This window comes from Candidatus Photobacterium acropomis, assembly GCF_030685555.1.
Taxonomy (GTDB): domain Bacteria; phylum Pseudomonadota; class Gammaproteobacteria; order Enterobacterales; family Vibrionaceae; genus Photobacterium; species Photobacterium lucens.
The window spans coordinates 714785-734823 of record NZ_CP131608.1; the positions used below are offsets into that span (position 1 = coordinate 714785).

Annotated in this window: 18 protein-coding genes; 9 read left to right on the top strand and 9 right to left on the bottom strand. The window is 40.1% G+C overall.

What is annotated here, in order from left to right; all coding sequences use genetic code 11:
• Positions 1 to 126: 126 nt before the first annotated feature.
• The 4 genes from Q7657_RS03225 to Q7657_RS03240 form a co-directional block, all read right to left on the bottom strand.
• Positions 127 to 1050, bottom strand: a complete 924-nt coding sequence (locus Q7657_RS03225; protein WP_107165944.1) for a DnaJ C-terminal domain-containing protein — start codon at positions 1048 to 1050, stop codon at positions 127 to 129.
• Positions 1051 to 1287: 237 nt separating this feature from the next.
• On the bottom strand, positions 1288 to 3183 hold the full coding sequence (gene dnaK, locus Q7657_RS03230) for a molecular chaperone DnaK (protein ID WP_107165943.1): 1896 nt from the start codon (positions 3181 to 3183) through the stop codon (positions 1288 to 1290).
• A gap of 247 nt (positions 3184 to 3430) precedes the next feature.
• On the bottom strand, positions 3431 to 3871 hold the full coding sequence (locus Q7657_RS03235; RefSeq protein WP_006644850.1) for an Hsp20 family protein: 441 nt from the start codon (positions 3869 to 3871) through the stop codon (positions 3431 to 3433).
• Positions 3864 to 4016, bottom strand: a complete 153-nt coding sequence (locus tag Q7657_RS03240) for a hypothetical protein (protein WP_498827293.1) — start codon at positions 4014 to 4016, stop codon at positions 3864 to 3866. Before Q7657_RS03240 ends, Q7657_RS03235 begins: the two co-directional genes overlap by 8 nt.
• A 447-nt stretch (positions 4017 to 4463) precedes the next feature.
• On the opposite strand from Q7657_RS03240, the gene Q7657_RS03245 reads away from it, so the two are divergent.
• Both Q7657_RS03245 and Q7657_RS03250 read left to right on the top strand, forming a co-directional pair.
• Positions 4464 to 5714 carry an efflux RND transporter periplasmic adaptor subunit gene (locus tag Q7657_RS03245; RefSeq protein WP_107165942.1) on the top strand — a complete coding sequence of 417 codons (1251 nt, stop codon included), beginning with the start codon at positions 4464 to 4466 and terminating at the stop codon, positions 5712 to 5714.
• Complete coding sequence (locus Q7657_RS03250; RefSeq protein ID WP_107165941.1) at positions 5711 to 8833, top strand: efflux RND transporter permease subunit; 3123 nt, start codon at positions 5711 to 5713, stop codon at positions 8831 to 8833. The genes Q7657_RS03245 and Q7657_RS03250 overlap by 4 nt, the downstream gene beginning before the upstream one ends.
• 53 nt (positions 8834 to 8886) lie before the next feature.
• Here Q7657_RS03250 and Q7657_RS03255 read toward each other — a convergent pair whose 3' ends face one another.
• Both Q7657_RS03255 and Q7657_RS03260 read right to left on the bottom strand, forming a co-directional pair.
• Entirely contained in the window at positions 8887 to 10089 is a 1203-nt protein-coding gene (locus tag Q7657_RS03255; RefSeq protein WP_107165940.1) for a YadA-like family protein, read from the bottom strand.
• A 283-nt stretch (positions 10090 to 10372) separates the two neighbouring features.
• Positions 10373 to 10690, bottom strand: a complete 318-nt coding sequence (locus Q7657_RS03260; RefSeq protein WP_258178243.1) for a hypothetical protein — start codon at positions 10688 to 10690, stop codon at positions 10373 to 10375.
• 242 nt (positions 10691 to 10932) lie between these two features.
• Between Q7657_RS03260 and Q7657_RS03265 the strand changes: the two genes are divergently transcribed.
• Positions 10933 to 11277 carry a hypothetical protein gene (locus tag Q7657_RS03265; RefSeq protein WP_107165939.1) on the top strand — a complete coding sequence of 115 codons (345 nt, stop codon included), beginning with the start codon at positions 10933 to 10935 and terminating at the stop codon, positions 11275 to 11277.
• A gap of 16 nt (positions 11278 to 11293) precedes the next feature.
• The gene (locus Q7657_RS03270; RefSeq protein ID WP_181319844.1) at positions 11294 to 11467 is read left to right on the top strand and encodes a hypothetical protein; all 174 of its coding nucleotides are present in this window, start codon (positions 11294 to 11296) and stop codon (positions 11465 to 11467) included.
• Between the two features lie 127 nt (positions 11468 to 11594).
• Here the strand turns inward: Q7657_RS03270 and Q7657_RS03275 are convergent, their stop codons facing one another.
• A complete protein-coding gene (locus Q7657_RS03275; protein WP_107165938.1) occupies positions 11595 to 12803 on the bottom strand; it encodes a YadA-like family protein in 1209 nt (402 codons plus the stop codon).
• 597 nt (positions 12804 to 13400) lie between these two features.
• Here Q7657_RS03275 and Q7657_RS03280 point away from each other — a divergent pair.
• The 4 genes from Q7657_RS03280 (at position 13401) to arsC (ending at position 15968) form a co-directional block, all read left to right on the top strand.
• On the top strand, positions 13401 to 13697 hold the full coding sequence (locus Q7657_RS03280; protein ID WP_407082013.1) for a metalloregulator ArsR/SmtB family transcription factor: 297 nt from the start codon (positions 13401 to 13403) through the stop codon (positions 13695 to 13697).
• A gap of 62 nt (positions 13698 to 13759) precedes the next feature.
• A complete protein-coding gene (arsH, locus tag Q7657_RS03285) occupies positions 13760 to 14479 on the top strand; it encodes an arsenical resistance protein ArsH (protein WP_107165936.1) in 720 nt (239 codons plus the stop codon).
• A 4-nt stretch (positions 14480 to 14483) separates the two neighbouring features.
• On the top strand, positions 14484 to 15545 hold the full coding sequence (arsB, locus tag Q7657_RS03290) for an ACR3 family arsenite efflux transporter (RefSeq protein WP_107165935.1): 1062 nt from the start codon (positions 14484 to 14486) through the stop codon (positions 15543 to 15545).
• Positions 15546 to 15548: 3 nt separating this feature from the next.
• Positions 15549 to 15968 (top strand): arsenate reductase (glutaredoxin), encoded by a 420-nt coding sequence (gene arsC / locus Q7657_RS03295; protein WP_053988859.1) that lies wholly within the window; start codon positions 15549 to 15551, stop codon positions 15966 to 15968.
• 61 nt (positions 15969 to 16029) lie between these two features.
• Here arsC and Q7657_RS03300 read toward each other — a convergent pair whose 3' ends face one another.
• The gene (locus tag Q7657_RS03300; protein ID WP_107165934.1) at positions 16030 to 16995 is read right to left on the bottom strand and encodes an integron integrase; all 966 of its coding nucleotides are present in this window, start codon (positions 16993 to 16995) and stop codon (positions 16030 to 16032) included.
• A gap of 344 nt (positions 16996 to 17339) precedes the next feature.
• Here Q7657_RS03300 and Q7657_RS03305 point away from each other — a divergent pair, with 344 nt between their 5' ends.
• The gene (locus Q7657_RS03305) at positions 17340 to 18587 is read left to right on the top strand and encodes an STAS-like domain-containing protein (protein ID WP_107165933.1); all 1248 of its coding nucleotides are present in this window, start codon (positions 17340 to 17342) and stop codon (positions 18585 to 18587) included.
• A gap of 316 nt (positions 18588 to 18903) precedes the next feature.
• Here the strand turns inward: Q7657_RS03305 and Q7657_RS03310 are convergent, their stop codons facing one another.
• Entirely contained in the window at positions 18904 to 19920 is a 1017-nt protein-coding gene (locus tag Q7657_RS03310) for an IS110 family RNA-guided transposase (protein ID WP_107167511.1), read from the bottom strand.
• Positions 19921 to 20039 lie beyond the last annotated feature (119 nt).

Genomic DNA, 20039 nt, shown 5'->3' on the forward strand with positions numbered 1-20039 from the left:
ATGATGGCTCTTAGTCCTGTTTTAACAGAGGAGCATTCGATCCTCATGTTGGTTATAGCTTCTCATATCTTGTCTGTGTCCATCTTACCAGTAGTTCCTTTATAGGAACCTGAACGATAATGATGTTTATGCTGTCGCAAATTCGGCAAGTAATTCTTTTTGGCGCTCGCTTAGGTTTTGTGGTGTTTCAATGTGTAATTGAACAATTAAGTCACCGGTATTGCCTTTACGATCGGTAACACCTTTACCTTTTAGACGGAACTTACGGCCACTTTGTGTCCCTTCTGGGATCTTAAGGCTAATTGCGCCACCTAAGGTATTCACCTCGATTTTGCCACCAAGTGCAGCCGTTACGAAGTCAGTGGTAGCTTTACAATGTAAATTGTTGCCTTCACGAGTGTAACGTGGGTGAGGGCGAATATTCATTTGAATAAACACATCACCTTGTGGACCACCGTTGATACCAGGATGACCTTTACCGCTTAAACGGATACGACCACCATCTTCGATACCAGCAGGGATCTTGATGTTTAGCTTTTTATTGACTTGGGTACTACCTTCAAACACAGGTAAATCAATCACACGAGATGCACCGTTAATCGCATCTTCTAAATCGATTTCCATGGTGTATTGTAGATCTTCACCTTTTTGAGGGCGTGTTGAATGACGGCTACCGAAGCCACCACGACCACCACGTGCATGAGAGAACATATCACCAAATGCACCGCCAAAAATATCGTCAAAATCAGCGTAATTACCGCCACCGAAGCCACCACCAAAACCTTGGTGACCACCGCCATGATGTCCGCCACCCATGCCTGGGTTATCAAACGCAGCGTGACCAAATTGGTCGTAAGCGGCACGTTTTTCTTTGTCAGTTAAAATCTCGTAAGCTGCTTTTACTTCTTTGAATTTGTCAGCAGCAGTTGGATCATCCGGATTTTTGTCTGGGTGAAACTTCATTGCGAGCTTTTTGTAAGCTTTCTTAATTTCTTTTTCTGATGCAGTTTTGGCGACACCAAGAACTTCATAAAAATCACGTTTTGACATTGGTAACACCTCTTATCCCAATTGAGATAACTATCTGGAACATTCTGTGGCTTATCATACCCAAAAACGATAATTGGTTTAAGCGTATTGAATGGATAAAAGGCGCAGATAGTTAGCCAAATTAGATTTACATTTTACGGGTTGTTATTGCAGAAAAGGGCGAGAGAGATGATCTCTACGCCCGTATCTATTCTTTGCGCTAGGATGCTATCACTGATAGCGTCCTATCTATAGCAATTACTTCACTTCTTCAAACTCTGCATCAACAACATCGTCGTCTTTTGCATTGCTTTGAGCATCAGCTTGTTGCTGGCTGTTTGCTTGAGTTTGAGCATGCTCCATCAGCTTTTGTGCCGCAGCCATTAGTGCTTGAGTATGTTGTTCAATGGCATCTTTATCGTCGCCAGATTTTACATTCTCAAGTGCAGTAATAGCGCTTTCAACTTGCTCTTTATCAGCCGCTGGAAGTGTATCACCTGCTTCTGCTAATTGCTTACGTGTACTGTGGATCATATGGTCAGCTTGGTTACGAGCAGTGACCAGTTGTTCAAATTGCATGTCAGCGTCTTTGTTCGCTTCAGCTTCTTGAACCATTTTCTCAATCTCAGCTTCAGTTAAACCACCTGATGCTTGAATCGTAATTTTTTGCGCTTTGCCAGTTGCCTTATCTGTTGCAGAAACATTCAAGATACCATCTGCATCTAGGTCGAATGTCACTTCAATTTGCGGCATACCACGAGGTGCAGCTTGAATACCTTCAAGATTGAATTGACCAAGTGATTTATTGTGCATCGCTTGTTTACGTTCACCTTGTAGTACGTGAATGGTTACCGCACTTTGGTTATCTTCCGCCGTAGAGAACACTTGTTCTGCCTTAGTTGGGATCGTGGTGTTCTTATCAATCAATGTTGTCATCACACCACCCATGGTTTCGATACCAAAGGAGAGTGGTGTTACATCAAGAAGAAGCACATCTTTCACGTCACCGGCTAACACACCACCTTGAATTGCAGCGCCCATAGCGACAGCTTCATCAGGGTTTACGTCTTTACGTGGCTCTTTACCAAAGAAATCAGCAACAGTTTTCTGTACTAGTGGCATACGTGTTTGACCACCCACTAAGATAACGTCTGTGATGTCATTCACGCTCAAGTTAGCGTCTTTTAGCGCTGATTTTACAGGGCTTAAAGTACCTTGTACTAGCTCATCAACCAGTGATTCCAATTTTGCACGTGTGATCTTAATATTCAAGTGCTTAGGACCTGTTGCGTCCGCTGTCACATAAGGTAAGTTCACGTCTGTTTGCTGTGCAGAAGAAAGCTCAATTTTTGCTTTTTCAGCGGCTTCTTTTACACGTTGCATTGCAAGTGGATCATTACGTAGATCGATGCCTTGCTCTTTCTTAAATTCATCTACAAGGTAGTTGATTAAACGAGTATCGAAATCTTCACCACCTAAGTGAGTATCACCATTGGTTGCCAATACTTCGAAGGTTTGTTCGCCATCAACGTTATCAATCTCGATGATTGAAATATCAAAAGTACCACCACCTAAGTCGTACACAGCGATAGTGCGATCGCCACCTTTTTTATCTAAGCCATAAGCAAGCGCAGCGGCTGTTGGCTCGTTGATAATACGTTTAACTTCAAGCCCTGCGATACGACCAGCATCTTTGGTTGCCTGACGCTGAGCATCGTTAAAGTAAGCAGGTACAGTAATTACCGCAGCAGTGACTTTTTCACCTAGGTATTCTTCTGCTGTTTTCTTCATTTTCTTCAGAACTTCAGCAGAGACTTGAGGCGCAGCCATTTTCTGGCCTTTCGCTTCCACCCATGCATCGCCATTGTCTGCTTTAACAATTTTGTAAGGCATTACAGAAAGATCACGTTGAATTTCTTCGTCTTCAAAACGACGACCGATCAAACGCTTAATTGCAAATAGCGTATTTTCTGGGTTAGTTACCGCCTGACGTTTCGCAGGTTGACCAACAAGGGTTTCACCATCGGTGTAAGCAATCACAGAAGCGGTGGTACGTTCGCCTTCAGCGTTTTCAATCACGCGTGGCATGTCACCGTCTAATACAGAAACACAAGAGTTAGTTGTACCTAAGTCAATACCGATAATTTTACTCATAAATTTTTTCCTCAATGTATTACATTGATTAGTTATTCTTATCTGAACTCTGTTCGATATTTTAATGAAGATAAGAATGTTTCACTTGATGAAGTGGCATCAAAATGAAATATCAATGTAATTTAAATACGATTTCCCGATAGGGGATAAATATGATGAGCTATCAACCAGTCGATACTAGGTCGAAATAAAAGGGTGATAGCTCTTTACTCTGTTATCTATTCAAGGCTAATAAATAGCGCTGAGATTACTCTTCAGTTGGCAGTGTTGCTGCTTTACCGATAGCAATTTTACGTGGTTGCATCGCTTCTGGTACTTCACGCTCTAAGTCGATATGAAGTAGGCCATTTTCTAAGTTAGCACCAACCACTTTTACGTAATCCGCAAGTTGGAATTTACGTTCAAAGTTGCGCTCTGCAATACCTTGATAGATAAAGTTCTTGTTTTCTTCAGGAGCCTTAGTCCCTGTTACAACAAGCATATTTTCATTTTGAGTAAGATCTAAGCGATCTTCAGAGAATCCAGCAACAGCCATTGTGATGCGGTAATTATTCTCATCAGTTTGCTCGATATTGTACGGAGGGTATCCGGTTGCTTGTGCTTTGTTACTGCTTGCTTCAACGAGGTTGAATAAGCGATCAAAACCAATAGCGTGGCGGTATAGGGGAGTGAAATCTACATTACGCATAGTAACTATCCTCAATAATAAGCAATAGTCTTAGTGTCGACAGAAGATAGATAAAGCTGTCGTTTAACACTAAGCGGATCGATAGAGTGATCCGATAAAACATCACTAATAAGGCATTCCCTAAAAAGGCGAATCTTACTAGCATTTAGAACTCCATTTGGCAGTTCGTGTAATTAATATATGCTTCCGGAGTTATCCGGTCAACACATTTTAATAAGTTTTTCTAATCTTTTTGTTGGTTTTTGTGTAACTAATTGATTTTACATCTTAACCAAGACTAAAAAAGTTGAGCATTAACGACATTAAGCCATTTATAAGCCTGAATCGACGTAAGATTGAAAACAATCTTGCTGCTCTTCATATAAAAATAAGGGCGATATTTGCCTTTTCAAGGGGAAAAGTGAGAAGAGTTCAACCTTTTCTCTTTGAACTTGTGCCGGATTACAGTCTGAGGTATTTCAATAGAGTGTGAACGAATTGTCTTGTTATTGCGTATAACGTGAAGAAGCCTTTTTAACGTCAGCAGCACTTCCTGCTCTACACTAAAATAGCAAGGCTGATAATTCTAATGCGCTGATTAGGGATGGAATGCATGCATGTAATAGTAAGGCGAATATTGCCCTTAGTGATCATTGCGATCTTTATTGCGATGTCTGTTTTACTGCTCAATAACAAGAAACGTCCTGAACAACAAAAAGTACAAGTGAGAACGCCTGTTCTCGAAGTGATCAAAATAGAAAAGCAAGATGTTCAACTTTCCGTCAATTCTTATGGTGTAGTAGAGCCCAAATACAAAGCGGAAGTGGTTTCAGAAGTTATCGGCTCCGTTAATTATATTTCACCCGATTTCGCAGTCGGTAGGTTTGTTAGTAAAGGTGAGCTATTAGCCCGATTAGATGATAGCGATTACCATGCGGATCTTGCTCAAGCAGAAGCGTCTCTGGCACAAGCTCAGGCCAAACTGAAAGAAGAAATTGCCCGAGGGAAAGTGGCAAAAAAGACCTTGCGTGATGTGTCGCCCAATAAACAAACCGCATTAGGTTTACGGGAGCCGCAACGAAAACAAGAAGAAGCTAATGTTAAGTTTGCACAAGCGGCTGTTGAGCGTGCTAAACGTAATTTAGCTAAAACTGAAATTCGAGCACCATTTGATGCGTTAGTTAAAATGAAGAACATCAATATGGGGAGTTATTTAACCAAAGGTAAATTAATTGGTGAGCTATATGGCACAGAAACTGCAGAAATTCGCTTACCTGTTACCCCAAATTCCTTGTCTTATTTGGATCTTAATCGGTTAGATAATCGAAAGCTCAACCTTGAAGCGCAATATGGTGAGATAAAAGCCAACCATTGGGCTGCGAAACTAGTACGCAGTGAAGGGATCATCGATAAAGACAATCGGATGATTTACCTTATTGCGGAAGTTGATGATCCGTACAATTTAAAATCCCCATTGATTAAGCCCTCGACACAATCTACCTCATCACCGTCTCTCTATTTACCTGTTTTGCAGTTTGGTACCTTTGTTACCACCACCATTCAAGGCAAGAACGTCAAAGATGTGATCAAGTTACCTCGTCACGTTGTTCGCTCCGAGCAAGTCATCGTGGTTGATAGCCAGAATAAAACCCAAACCCGTCAGGTGAAGGTTGTGCGTGCTGATAATGAAAATGCATATGTCATCGGTGGGTTAGAAGATGGCGAGCTTGTTTCACTGATCAGATCTGACCGTTTAATTGATGGCACCGAAGTAAAAACTGTCATGAGTCAAAGCTATTCGCCAGAAATCACACCGTTAATGGCAGTAGAGCCTAAAGTGGTGAATGCAGGAGAATCGCCATGAAGCACAAGGGATTGATTGCTTGGTTTGCCCATAATCATGTTGCTGCAAATTTGTTGATGCTGGTAGTGATGCTTGGTGGTTTGTTTTCTATTAACTTGATCAATAAGGAGATCTTTCCAGCTTTTGCCTTAAATCGGATCATGATCTCAGCGAGTTATCCCGGAGCTTCACCTGAAGATATAGAGCAAAGTATTAACGTTAAAATAGAGCAGGCGTTAGATAATGTTAAAAACATTAAACGGATTAAATCTGTGGCGTCACAAGGATCTGCTTCTCTGACCTTAGAGCTTGAATCTGGTGCGGAACTTGAACAAGTATTAGATGATGTAAAACAGCAAGTTGAAGCAATCTCTACTTTTCCCGTTAATATGGAAACACCGTTAGTCAAACGGGCAGAATTTACCAGTAACGTTGTTTTCATTTCTCTTTATGGCAATTTGAATGAAGGTCAATTAAAGGAATATGCCAAGCAAATTCGTGACGATATTTTACAACAAACCGAGGCATCTGATGTTGTTGTATCTGGCGTTAAGGATTATGAAATCGCCATTAATGTGTCAGAAAATGCGCTGCGTAAATATGGCTTAACCTTTGAGCAGGTAGCGCAAGTTGTCCAGCAGCGTTCGATTGATTTACCAGGCGGTATGATCAAAGCCAAAGACGGTGATTTACTGGTGCGCACCAATGGTCAGCTTGATAGCGGTGATGCATTTTCGTCGATAGTGCTGCAAACCCGCCCAGATGGTAGTCGGCTTTATCTGGCTGACGTTGCGACTGTTTCTGATGGCTTTATCGAAAATCGTATTTTAAATCGCTTTAATCGTGAACGTGCCGCTGTGATCCGAGTGCGTAATCTCACCGATGAAGATGCCACAAAAATTGCCAAGCAAGTTGGTAAATATGTTGAACAAGCACAAGCAAAATTACCAACAGGGGTTTATTTAGATTCATGGGCTGATATGTCCCATTATTTGGAAGGGCGTTTGAACATGATGCTCTCCAATATGTTTTATGGTGGCATATTGGTCTTTATTATTTTGGCGATATTTCTCGATATCCGTGTCGCTTTTTGGGTGATCCTTGGCATTCCCTTTTGTTTTCTTGGAACCTTGCTTTTCATGCCAACCCCGCTGGTGGCTGTCTCCATTAATTTGATCTCGCTATTTGGCTTTATTTTGGTGCTCGGGATAGTGGTGGATGATGCCATAGTAGTGGGCGAAAGTGTTTATAGTGAAGTTGAACACAAAGGGCACAGTATTGATAACGTTATCGCAGGGGCGAAGAAAGTTGCCATTCCTGCCACATTTGGGGTGCTAACAACCATGGCAGCGTTTATTCCGATGTTGATTTCGGATGCGCCTCGTACTGAGTTTTTTAAAGCAATTGCATGGGTTGTTTTACTGTGTTTAACCTTTTCATTAATTGAATCAAAATTAATCTTACCTGCGCATTTAGCACGTGCCCGATTAGCACAAGCTAAGTCGCGAACCAATGCATTATCTCGCCTTAAACAGCGTTTTAATTTGGCGGTCGATCGGTTTATTAATCAGGGCTATCGTCGTTTTATCTCAATATGTATTGTGCATCGTTACAGTGTGTTAGCGACTTTTAGTGGCATTTTATTATTAGCGATAGCCTTAGTAATAAGCGGACAATTGCGTTGGGTGTTTTTCCCCAATCTTCCTTCTGATTATATTCAGGTCAATGTTGATATGAATGCCTCTTCATCGGATGAAAATAACGCCAAAGTTGCCGCTCAAATAGAAGAGGCGTTGTATCAAACCGATGCCCAAATTTATCAAGGGCTTGGCGTGCATGTGGTTAAGCACTCTTATATCAATATGGAGAACCGCCAAGACTTATTCATTCTTGCTGAACTGCATAAAACCGAAACATTGCCTATTACTAGCTTTGAGATCTTAAAGCAGTGGCAAGCTCAAATGCCGCCATTAGTGGGCGTGAAAAACATCACCTTTGAAGCCTCTATTGGGCGAAAACAAAGTGATTTGCAGTTTAGTTTAAAAGGAGAGGATTTAGCTCAGTTGGCGCAAGCTTCAAAAGCGATGCAGCAATTGCTCTTTCAATATGATGGCACACTGAATATCAAAGATGATCTTTCGTCACCCACACCAGAAGTGAAACTGCAACTTACTAAAGCAGGGGAAGCATTAGGATTGTCGTTAGCCTCATTAGCAAGCCAAGTGCGTCATGGGTTTTATGGTTATGAAGTGCAGCGTGTGCTGCGAAATAATGAAGAAGTAAAGGTCATGGTGCGTTATCCCCAACAAGAGCGCAGCACGATAGGCTATTTAGAAAACATGAAAGTGGCATTACCCAATGGGCGTTTTGCCCCTTTTACTGAAGTTGCGAAAGCGAATATTGAATCGTCATATACCAGTATTAATCGGGTAGATAACCAACGCTCGGTGATTGTTTCTGCTAACGTTGATAAATCACAAACCTCACCGTCAGATATTTATAACGACATACTAGATAATAAGTTAGATAAGTTAAGACAGGCATTTCCAAATGTGAAATTCGCTTTAGATGGGCGAGCTAAGGATGAAAAGAATACTAAAGGTAGTTTGATCCGAGATTCGATATTGGCACTGTTCACTATCTTCGCATTAATGGCGATCCCGTTACGTTCATACAGTCAGCCTTTGATCATCATGTCGGTGATCCCATTTGGTATTATTGGTGCCATTGCAGGGCATTACTTAGCCGGACTTACCTTAAATCTGCTCAGTGTGTTTGGCATATTGGCGTTGGCAGGGGTGGTGGTGAATGATTCACTGGTGCTAGTTACCTTTATTAATCGGGCATTAAAGCAAGGTGTAGCGTTAGATCAAGCCGTGGTCGATGCTGGATGTTCGCGATTTAGAGCGATAGTGTTAACCTCGCTGACGACTTTCTTCGGACTTGCGCCAATTTTGCTAGAAGATAGCTTACAAGCGCAAATTGTGATCCCAATGGCGACCTCATTAGCGTTCGGTATTTTGTTTGCTACCGTTGTTACACTGTTACTTGTCCCTTCGCTATATTTGATCTTGGCAGACATTAAAAGAGGGATGAAACGGTTTTATCATTGGTGGTGGCAACCACGTACTTTTGAGTAATGTTGTAAACAAATACGCTTAGAACGTGGTTTGAGCCACTCAATTTGGTTTAGTTAGAAGCCAAAACCAACACCAGCAGAAACGCCAGTATCATGTTCAGAATCATCTGAAGCAGCCACAGTGACAATGCCACGTTTGCCCACATCAAACTTACCACCAATGGCAATCGCATTTTGGTGATCGTAACTAGCCGTACCTAAACCAAAGGTATAGTGATAGCCTTGGCGCATTGGAATTGCACTCATTGCCATTGCACTAGCAATACCAGCGTTAGCTTGGTCATGAACACGATCAATATCTTTGCTTAATGCATTAAAACGTTGATCGGTATAGTTGTTTGCAGCTTTTAATGTTGATGCGGCACTTTGATCGCTATAGTGCTCAGCTTGCTGAACAGCAGCACCTGTTCTTTGATTGGTGTAGCTATTCGCTTGGTTTAATGTTGTTACAGCCTTGCTATCAGTGTACTGATTGGCTTGAGTGACAGCTTTCTTGGCATCTTGATCGGCATAGTGATTAGCTTGTGCAACACCTTGGTGAAGCTGACTGACGTTAACAGCATCTGTATCAGCAATACCAGCATGAACATGCTCTAAACGACGTTGAATTTTATCGCTACCAAAAGATACCTGACCATCAGTAGAGACTGATTGGTTACCAATTGCCATTGAGCCATTACCAGTGGCTTTAGCATAGTTACCAATAGCAATGTCTTTTTTGTCTGCCACTGTGTGAGAACCGACCGCCATGGCATATTCACCTTTCGCTTCGGTATTCGTTCCTAGTGCAACGCTTGAAAAACCATTAGCTTTTGAACCAGAGCCAAAAGCAATCGCAGCATCACCAGTAGCTTGTGCAGTAGAACCAAATGCTTCAGTTTGAACACCTTTTGCAACAGCACCAGAGCCAAAAGAAGAGGAGCTATTACCATCAGTTTTAGCATTAGAGCCAAAAGCGGCAGATTGCTCACCGTTGCTTTTTGCTGCAATACCTACTGCGATAGCTGCATTGCCGTTAGCGTGAGAATCATAACCTGCGGCAACACTTGATTGTCCTTTTGCTGATGAGTTGTAGCCAACGGATACAGAGTCATTACTATTGGTGACAGATGCATTGTCACCAATAATAATGTTATTTGAGTACTGAGCGCCTTTAGGTAAGGTTTCTGTTTGCTGATTACCTATTTTGATGCTTTGAGCAAAAGTAGGTAATGAGAAAAGAGAAACTAATAAGTAGGCTGTTTTATTTGATAGCATAATACGCCCTCTAATATTGTCGTTGGCGGCAGCATATAGGAATCAAGATTAAAACTTATATAGATAGGAATGGTATTAAAGATATCAAAAATGCATAATCAGCAGGGAAGTTGCTTATTTATGCAAATAAGCGTGAGTATATAGTTAAAAAAAGTAATAAAGCGTCAGTTTTTTGACGATTTAATTCAGGTTAACATTAGGTTAAATTATAAAAATAATTGAGAAATATAAAATACAGCGATTTATTTTTGTTTAAAAAATACCGTATTTTATAAATTAAGGGTTACTTTTTCTTATTTTTCATTTCTGCTAAACATTCAGTGTAATCGTCAAAGCCTTTATTTTGGCATTGAATCACATTCTCTTTCAGTTTATTCAATTCGGCTTTGTTACGCACAGAATACACAGTGCCATTAGTACAGGAAATAGTGATCATGCCATTAGGTGAAAACTGATAGCCTTCAACATCACTACCGCAAGGATTAAAATCAATTCCAGCATCAACACTGACTTTTTTCGGCACGACTCTGACACTTTCAGTCACACAGCCAGTTAAAATCATTGTTGTGGTTAACAGTAAAAGGGCTGAGTTTAGCTTCATATATATATCCAGCAAATTCCATCGCCATAAATTATGGAGAGTCTTATCGCTGGATGCAATAAAAGCAATTGTTTACTTAATGCTGTCTATCATCATGTGCTCTATTGACTGAATTTGGCATGAATGCGTGATTCAGATGGATCTGCATTACCATTTCACCGAGATAGACGGTAGAATAGTCCGATATATTTTTGCTATGTTAATGAAATAATTACGAATATCTATCACAAAGGAGCAAAGAGATGTTAAATGATCTGTTGTGGTTTGTTCCTTTTGTCGCCTTATTTTTGATCTTCAATTTGTTTATTCGAAAACGCAAACCGTTGCGTCGAGAAAGCCATTTTACTATTTTGAAGCGTCGTATTGTGTCAAGTGTTCAAGCGATACGTGATGTTGATGACGAAGATGATGATGAAATTGAATCAGAGATAGAGCCAGAACTACCAGTAGCAGCAAAAAAAACAACGAAACCTAAACCAGTCAAAAAGCCAAGAAAGTTAAAACCAGAAGAGCACAACAATACTCAAATTGATGGCGAACATTGGCTGCATGAAAAAGCAAAGCGAACACGAACCAAAAAATCTTAGAGAGCAGGGATAGTTCATGAACGGGAAAAGAATGTGGACGGGTTACAACTGGGTTGATGTTGTGATTCGAATAACAGTGGTATCAGCATTGTTTTATGGCGGTATCGTACTTAAAGATTTCTTTGCCGTTGATGCGTGTTTAGATGCGGGCAATAGCTTCAATTACGAGACTAACCAATGTGATGAATAGCTTTAATTGCTTTCTTCTCTACTTTGTTTATTTGTCTTTGAGTAAAACAAACTCACCGTAGTAACCACGTACATAACAATTGATAGTTTTGTACGTGGTTACTGATTGTATTAATAATGCTTTAGCGTTAAAAACCGAAACCCACACCTGCAGTTATTCCTGTGTTATTTTCAGAATCATCTGAAGCTGCGATAGTGACAATGCAACGTTTGCCAACATCAAATTTACCCCCAATAGCTACAGCACATTGATTATCATAGTTAGCGGTTCCTAAACCTATGGTGTAATGGTAGCCCTGACGCATAGGGATAGCACTCATTGCCATGGCACTTGCAATGCCAGCGTTGGCCTCATTGTGAACTTTATCTATATCTTGGTGAAGCGCGTTCACACGTTGGTCTGTGTAATTATTGGCGGCTCGTAATGTTGAAGCTGAGCGTGTATCGGTATAGTGTTCTGATGTGCTAAGTGCTTTATTTGCATCACGATCTGCGTAGTGGTTAGCTTGGTTAATAACTATTGCCGCTCGTTGATTAGTATAACTATTGGCTTTATTCAATGTTGCTGTTGTTGTGGCGTTAGTATAGTTATTTGCCTGTGTGATCCCTTGATGAAGCTGGCTAACATTGACTGCATCAGTTTCAGCAATACCCGCATGAACATGCTCTAAACGGCGTTGTGTTTTACTATTACCGAATGAAATTTGTCCGTCTGTTGATACAGATTGGTTACCTATTGCAATTGAGCCTGATGTTCCTGATGCTGTCGCTTTTGTACCGATAGCGATTGAATAGTTACCATCTGCTTTACTACCTGTGCCTAAAGCCATTGTATATGCACCTTTTGCTTCACTTGTAGTACCCATCGCTGTTGTTGAATAACCTGTCGCTTTAGCACTGGAGCCAAAAGCAATAGCAGTATTACCTTTGGCTTGTGCTGTAGATCCAAAAGCCTCCGTTTGGATACCTTTCGCTACAGCACCCGAGCCAAAAGAAGATGAACTGTTACCATAAGTCTGAGCATTTGAACCAAACGCTGCGGACTGATCGCCCTTACTTTTTGCCGCAATACCCATAGCGACAGCAGCATTACCATCAGCGTCAGATGAATAGCCTTCAGCAACACTGGATTGTCCTTTCGCAGATGCTGCATAACCAATAGATACCGAATTATTACTATTAGTGATCGAGGTATTATCACCAATCATCACGTTATTAGAATATTGAGCATCTTTAGGTAAGACTTCGGTTTGCTGTTGACCTAATTTAATGCTGTGTGCAAAGCAAGGTAGTGAAAAAAAAGATAATAATAGGTAAGTAGCTATATTTTCACGCATGATAAAATCTCCAATATTTTATTAGCATGAGCATATAGAGGAATGCCAGAAGGCGAATATAGCTAGTAATAGAAATATAGTTATCAAAAATAGCTTTTATGCAAAAATATTACTATGTTAAGCAGTTTTATTGTTTTTGAGTTAATAAATAATCATGATGGTCAATAATTTGACTGGTTTAATGCAGTTTAGATAATCGAGATAATGTTTTTCTTATACGCTTAATATAACTATTAAGTTATTTATTTCTTATTTTAAGCTATTTGTATTTATTGTTAACGATATATTCAGTGTGATAATTAATTTTATTTCGTTATCTTAATGACTCTTTTCCGATGACATTATCAACATAGGCTTTATGTATTGTGATAAGTCTCAATGTGTAGAATCGTTTTACTTGTTTTTCATCGTCTTTTGCTTAGGAAAGCTTTTTCGCAAAATATCTCACTCATGGTGAAAATCTCACCATTTATTCCTCTTTTTACTGTTTATTTCACCTCATTCGTTGACAAAAAATCTATCTCGTCATATATGTATAATCATATATATGAAAAATCGTATGTGAGATTTATGGAAACACTATCATTCTTCAAAGCCATGGCGGACGACACTCGCCTTAAAGTACTGATGCTTCTTAGCCTAAAAGGGGAGCTTTGTGTCTGTGATTTACAAAATGCACTAGAGATCAGCCAACCGAAAGTATCCCGTCATTTAGCGGAGTTGCGTCGTAATGAACTGCTGGTGGATGAGCGTCGTGCGAAGTGGGTGTATTACAAGTTAAACCCAGCAATGCCGACATGGATGAATGACATTATTTCAACATCGTCACAAAACAGTCATCAATATTTAGAAGACTGTCTATCTCGATTAAATAGCGATTGCTCTAACTGCTAATCGCAAGGTCAAAGCTAGATTACTTACTGAATATCAACGACATATTGATCATAGGTCATTACATGGAAATCAAAGACTTCTCATTACCGAATCTTGATGAAAGCCAGTTTAAACCAACGGTTTCTGAAGATTTAATCGCACCAAAATCGACGCATAAGCCACGTATTTTGCTGCTTTATGGATCACTTCGCCAACGCTCATTTAGTCGTTTAGTGGTAGAAGAGTCCGCACGCTTATTAGTTAAAATGGGTGCAGAAGTACGTATTTTTAATCCTGAAGGTTTACCGCTTCCTGATGCTGAAGATCCAACGCATCCAAAAGTGGAAGAGCTACGAGAATTAGTCCTGTGGTCTGAAGGGCAAGTGTGGTGTTCGCCAGAGCGTCATGGCTCGATGACGGGCATTATGAAAGCGCAAATTGATTGGATCCCACTATCAATGGGGGCTGTTCGTCCTACTCAAGGTAAAACACTGGCGGTAATGCAAGTGTGTGGTGGCTCTCAATCGTTCAATGTCGTGAACCAGCTTCGTGTATTGGGTCGTTGGATGCGCATGGTGACCATTCCTAACCAATCTTCTGTCGCAAAAGCGTTTTTAGAATTTGACGAGAACGATCGTATGAAGCCATCAGGTTATTACAACCGCATCGTTGATGTCATGGAAGAGCTTGTAAAATTCACGCTGCTCACCCGTGATAACAGTGATTTTTTAGTCGATCGTTATTCAGAACGTGTCGAAAGTGCAGAACAATTAATGCAACGTGTAAACCAAAAAGAAGGGTAAAAAAATGGGACTGTTTGAACGTTACTTAACAGTTTGGGTAGGGGCTGCCATTATTGCCGGTATTATTCTTGGCAGTGCAATCCCACAACTGTTTAGTGTGGTGGCTTCACTAGAATATGCACACGTTAATATCGTGATTGCGGTATTGATCTGGTTAATGATCTTCCCAATGATGATGCAGATCGATTTCTCATCGATCAAAGATGTGGGTAAAAAACCGAAAGGCCTAGTACTAACGCTGGTGATTAACTGGTTAGTAAAACCTTTCAGCATGGCGTTTCTTGGCTGGCTGTTCTTCAAAGTTTTTTTCGCCTCTTGGGTTGAGCCAGAAACTGCTTCTCAATACATCGCAGGTATGATCTTATTGGGTGTTGCACCTTGTACCGCAATGGTATTTGTGTGGAGCCAAATGACCAAAGGGGATGCGAACTACACCTTGGTACAAGTATCAGTTAACGATTTGATCATGATCTTTGCGTTTGCACCGATTGCTGCATTCTTGCTAGGTGTGACAGACATTACTGTACCTTGGGATACCCTAGTATTATCAGTGGTGCTGTATGTGGTGATCCCATTAGTTGCAGGTGCAATTACCCGTAAAGCGCTTGATAAATCAAATGATCATTCTCGTTTAGATAACCTGCTAGCCAAGCTAAAGCCTTGGTCAATCATTGGTTTGTTATCAACAGTGGTTTTACTGTTTGGTTTCCAAGCGGAAACGATTCTGGCAAACCCTGAAGCAATTGTCTTAATTGCGATCCCATTGTTAATTCAAACCTATGCGATTTTTGCTATTGCTTATTGGGCTGCAAAACGCATGAAGTTAGCCCACAACATTGCAGCACCCGCGTGTATGATTGGTACCTCTAACTTCTTTGAATTAGCAGTAGCCGTTGCGATTTCACTGTTTGGTTTACATTCAGGTGCAGCCCTTGCCACGGTTGTGGGCGTACTGGTAGAAGTACCTGTAATGTTGTCTTTAGTATGGTTTGCTAACCGTACCCGTCATTGGTTTGATGAAAACGAAATGCCATCAAACACTATTTCAAAAGTACACGGAGAGTAAAACATGGTTGTTATTCACCATAATCCAGAATGTGGTACGTCAAGAAACGTGCTGCAAATTATCCAAGATGCAGGCTATGAGCCAGTCGTGATTGAATACATTCAAGAAGGGTGGACCAAGCCTCAGCTTCAAGCGTTATTTGCAGCGGCAAACCTAACCCCACGCACAGCACTGCGTACCAGCAAATCACCAGCGAAAGAGCTCGGTTTATTGGATGAAAGCGTATCAGACGAAGTGATTCTAGAAGCCATGCTAGAGCACCCAGTATTGGTGAATCGCCCAATCGTATGTACTGCTAAAGGCGTGAAACTGTGTCGACCAAGTGAAGCAGTATTAGACGTATTAGAAAACTGGCCGAAAGGACCATTAATCAAAGAAGATGGCGAAGTCATCATCGATGAAAACGGTAATCGCTTGTTGTAATTAGCATTACTGTTAAAGCCGTAAAAGAAAATCAAAGCTCTGATGAAAGTCAGGGCTTTTTTTAGTTAAAAAGACAATCCATAGGGCTTTTAGTCCCCGCTCTGCGATTGCCAACAACATGAGTGTAAATTTCAGTAGTTCGAATATCAGTATGTCCGAGAAGTTCTTGTACTGTACGTATATCGGTGCCATTTTCTAATAATCGAGTAGCAAAAGAGTGGCGAAAAGTATGTGCAGTTACACGTTTATCTATTTGACTTAATTTTGCTGCACGATGTAAATGTTTTGAAAATGCCGATACATGTAAATGATGTCGACAAATATACCCATCGTAAGGATGAGTGCAACGATGTTTTGATGGGAATATATACTGCCAACCACAAAGTTTTAATGCGCCTTGGTATTTTCGATAAAGTGCTGTTGGGACTGAAGCGGTACCATAACCATGATGAAGATCATCAGAGTGTATTCTTTTTACGTATTCAATTTGCTTTTTTAAAGGGGTAATTATGGTATTAGGCAGGAGTGTATACCTATCTTTTCGTCCCTTGCCATTAAAAATAAAAATAGATTTAGATTCAAAATTAATATCTTTAATTCTTAGTGAAAGTGCTTCATTTATTCTTAATCCGCAACCGTAGAGAATGCCTGAAATTAATTTATATTCACCTGTTAAATTATTAAAAATAGCTTTAACTTCATTATTGCTAAGGACTGTAGGTAAACGTTTAGGTAATTTGGCATTATGATATTTGAGATTACTAATTTCTTTTCTTACGACATAGCGATAAAGAAAAATGATGGCACATAAGGCTTGATTTTGCGTTGATACGCTTACTTGGCGATTAACGGCAAGATGATTAAGGAAACGTTCAATTTCGTGATTACCCATATCTTCGGGGTGCTTTAAATCGTTAAAACGTATAAATAAACGGATCCAATACATATAGTTTTTTTCGGTACGAAGACTGTATTGATGAGTGCGCAACTCCGTTCTTACTTTCTGCATAAATGGGGATGTTGTCATAATGCGCTCCATTGCTGTGTTTATATACAGTTATAATAGAGCTAGGGGAAATATCTAGTTATTCTCTGTATTTAATAAGAAAAATTTCTTAATTATCTCAATGCAAATTTATAACTTATTGATATTTAATGGTTTTATTCTTGTGGATGTGTTTTTAATCCGACGGGTGAAAAACAGTTCTTACTTTTATCAAAAGGAATTTATCAATTGAAAGTTGATTTTTGCGATTAATGCTATGAAAAATAATGCTTTTATTGAGTAAAATGCTGTTTATTTAGCGTATTAATAGAGCGTGAAAGTAAGAATGCTTATTAATATACTGTTAGCAATACAGAGAGAGTTTCGTGATAAACAGAAGAAAAAATAAATTCACATTTAAAGGAAAGCTAACTCTGTCGGATGTTCAGGTCTTAGAGAAAGCAATAGTATTGAACTCTAAAAGCTATAATGAATGGAATTTAGATTTTAAAAATATCGAGTCTGCACCAATGGGAGAGCTTTTAGGATTGGTGTGTCAAGTGGTATCGAAAAAACATGATGGGCATCATTTCGAAATAGTTCCACCTAAGAAGACTTCGCTTTCGAAGGACTGGCGAGATAAGAATATTTTATACCTCTTAGGTCAGGATCAAATGATTTCCAAATACCAAGGCATTAGCTTTTATCCTGCGCAGCAATACACTAATAGTGATGAGCATTTCGCAATTGTGAATGAGATATTTAAAGTTATACTTTCCGGTGCTGAAGGTATTGGCCGTGCTGATTATGCCGCATTAGAATGGTCAATAAATGAAGTGTCTGACAATGTCCTAGTACACTCAGAATCGCCAATAGGGGGAATTCTGTTGGTTAATAAAATCGATCGTAGTGCGGGAAAAGTTAACTTTATTGTTGCTGATTGTGGTCGTGGCATTACAGACACTCTGGGCGAAGTGTTCGAGGGTGAGTCAGAGGTTTCTGTACTTGATAAAGCAGTTCGGGAAGGTATTACTCGTGATAAAAGTGTTGGTCAAGGTAACGGTTTGTTTGGATCTTATGAAATAAGCCATCAGGGAAAAGGTGCCTTTAAGGCACTCTCAAATAATGCAATCCTGAGTCATGAAAAAGGAAACCTATCAATCAGTAAAACTGATTCGATTTATAAAGGGACTATCGTTGAGGTAACAGTTGATTTTTCGACTAAAAATCTTATGGCAAGTGCTTTGACAATTAACGGTAAGCAGTATGAGCCAGTTGATTTTATAAGTACTTCTTATGAAGATGAGGATCATGATCACATTAACTTCATAGTGAAAGATGAAGCTCGTTCATATGGAACTAGGTTTGCTGGCTCTCCGCTAAAGGCGCGGTTAGTCAATTTTGTCGGAATGACCGAGAGTAAAATCATTGTGAATTTTAATGATTTGCCCGTAATTTCGAGTAGCTTTGCAGATGAAGTGTTGGGTAAAGCTCTCCTAGAACTGGGTGAGAATACTTTCCGGTCTAGATTCCTCGTTGTTTGTTCAAATGAACAGAATAATGCAATTATCCAACGTTCGGTTCAGCAACGAATCAATGACTTGCAAGCAGCTGACTTAAGACAAGTGGCATAGTATTGCTAACAAAGCATTTAAGAGTGATTCGCAACGCTCGGCATTTTCGCTTCGCTCAAGTATAGCCGAGCGCAGCTCACATATATGGTCTCCCTCTGTTTTGCAAGCCAGCAGTTTGATCAAAAGTGCAGGTTAACTACCATATATACGGCCTGTTAAATCGGCTTGTGCCTTGGCCAAGATGAGGCAGTCGAACACGAAGTCCTAATCACCTTATCGACTTTAAAAGCCAGTGTGAGCAGAAGGTTTTCATCGTGTAGGATTTTATCCTGATATTCATCTAACTACGTACTTTGCAAAGGTTGGTGATTGTTGTTTATGCTGGTTTATATTCCTCGCTTTTACTGATTACCGCCCAAGCTATCCGCATTAATTTATTGGCTAAAGCGACAGCCGCACGGTTTGCGCCTCGTCGCTTTTCAATATCTACAGCCCATAAGCTTAGTTTATCTGATTTAAATTTGGCTCGTCTTAAAGCCGCTCTTGCGCCATGAACAAGTAAGGAACGAATATAGGTATTGCCTTGCTTAGTGATACCAAGCAGCGTGGTTTTACCACCTGTAGAATTCTGCTTGGGTACAAGACCCATGGCTGCGGAAGCATCTCTTCCTGTTTTAAATTGTTGTCCAGAACCCATCCAAACAGCAACAGCTTGGCTAGTTAAAGGGCCAAATCCAGGGATTGAAGTAAGTAGTTTGGCATTAGCAAAATGCTGAATGGTGTGATTTAGCTTGTTATCAAACCAGCTTACTTGCTCGTTGATATAATTATATCTTTCATGTTGATGGTAAATGAGTTCTCGCAACATCGATGAAAGTTGATTCTCAGCATCTTCAAGGATACTTGGTATGGCTTTACCAAATGCTGTTTTTCCTTTTGGAATAATGATGCCATATTCCGATAAAAGTCCTCTAACTTGATTAATAAGACGAGTTCTTTCAGTGATAAGAAGCTTGCGCATTTTAATGACCGATTGAATATCTTGTTGCTCGATAGATTTATGCGGTACGGGATGATGTCTTTGATAAAGCGTTATTTCAGCGATAGCCTCGGCATCGTTGTAATCGTTCTTTTGTTTATGACGCTGGTTTTTTACATGTTGTGGTGGAAAGAGCATAACTTGATGCCCAAGTTTGGAAAATTCTCTAGCCCAATAATGTGCAGAGGAACAAGCTTCCATCGAGATGGTGCATTCATTTTGTTGTGCGATATAGTTTAGAAGCTTACTTCGAGGTAATTTTTTACGGCTAATATTCTTTCCTTTATGATTGATTTCAAAAAGAAAGAAAATACTTTTTGCTAAGTCGATACCGATGATTTTATTCTGAGCCATGGTCTTTACCTGCACATTGATTGAATATATCAAGCATGGCTCAAGACCATGCGAAGAGGTAGAGGGAGACCATCTCATCACCTTAATGCGGCGTTAGCTCACAAAATTGATTTCGGAGT

Coding starts and splice junctions, on each gene's coding strand:
- Q7657_RS03225 (WP_107165944.1), bottom strand. CDS start 1,050: ATGTCAAAACGTGATTTTTATGAAGTTCTTGGTGTCGCCAAAACTGCA.
- dnaK (WP_107165943.1), bottom strand. CDS start 3,183: ATGAGTAAAATTATCGGTATTGACTTAGGTACAACTAACTCTTGTGTT.
- Q7657_RS03235 (WP_006644850.1), bottom strand. CDS start 3,871: ATGCGTAATGTAGATTTCACTCCCCTATACCGCCACGCTATTGGTTTT.
- Q7657_RS03240 (WP_498827293.1), bottom strand. CDS start 4,016: ATGCTAGTAAGATTCGCCTTTTTAGGGAATGCCTTATTAGTGATGTTT.
- Q7657_RS03245 (WP_107165942.1), top strand. CDS start 4,464: ATGCATGTAATAGTAAGGCGAATATTGCCCTTAGTGATCATTGCGATC.
- Q7657_RS03250 (WP_107165941.1), top strand. CDS start 5,711: ATGAAGCACAAGGGATTGATTGCTTGGTTTGCCCATAATCATGTTGCT.
- Q7657_RS03255 (WP_107165940.1), bottom strand. CDS start 10,089: ATGCTATCAAATAAAACAGCCTACTTATTAGTTTCTCTTTTCTCATTA.
- Q7657_RS03260 (WP_258178243.1), bottom strand. CDS start 10,690: ATGAAGCTAAACTCAGCCCTTTTACTGTTAACCACAACAATGATTTTA.
- Q7657_RS03265 (WP_107165939.1), top strand. CDS start 10,933: ATGTTAAATGATCTGTTGTGGTTTGTTCCTTTTGTCGCCTTATTTTTG.
- Q7657_RS03270 (WP_181319844.1), top strand. CDS start 11,294: ATGAACGGGAAAAGAATGTGGACGGGTTACAACTGGGTTGATGTTGTG.
- Q7657_RS03275 (WP_107165938.1), bottom strand. CDS start 12,803: ATGCGTGAAAATATAGCTACTTACCTATTATTATCTTTTTTTTCACTA.
- Q7657_RS03280 (WP_407082013.1), top strand. CDS start 13,401: ATGGCGGACGACACTCGCCTTAAAGTACTGATGCTTCTTAGCCTAAAA.
- arsH (WP_107165936.1), top strand. CDS start 13,760: ATGGAAATCAAAGACTTCTCATTACCGAATCTTGATGAAAGCCAGTTT.
- arsB (WP_107165935.1), top strand. CDS start 14,484: ATGGGACTGTTTGAACGTTACTTAACAGTTTGGGTAGGGGCTGCCATT.
- arsC (WP_053988859.1), top strand. CDS start 15,549: ATGGTTGTTATTCACCATAATCCAGAATGTGGTACGTCAAGAAACGTG.
- Q7657_RS03300 (WP_107165934.1), bottom strand. CDS start 16,995: ATGACAACATCCCCATTTATGCAGAAAGTAAGAACGGAGTTGCGCACT.
- Q7657_RS03310 (WP_107167511.1), bottom strand. CDS start 19,920: ATGGCTCAGAATAAAATCATCGGTATCGACTTAGCAAAAAGTATTTTC.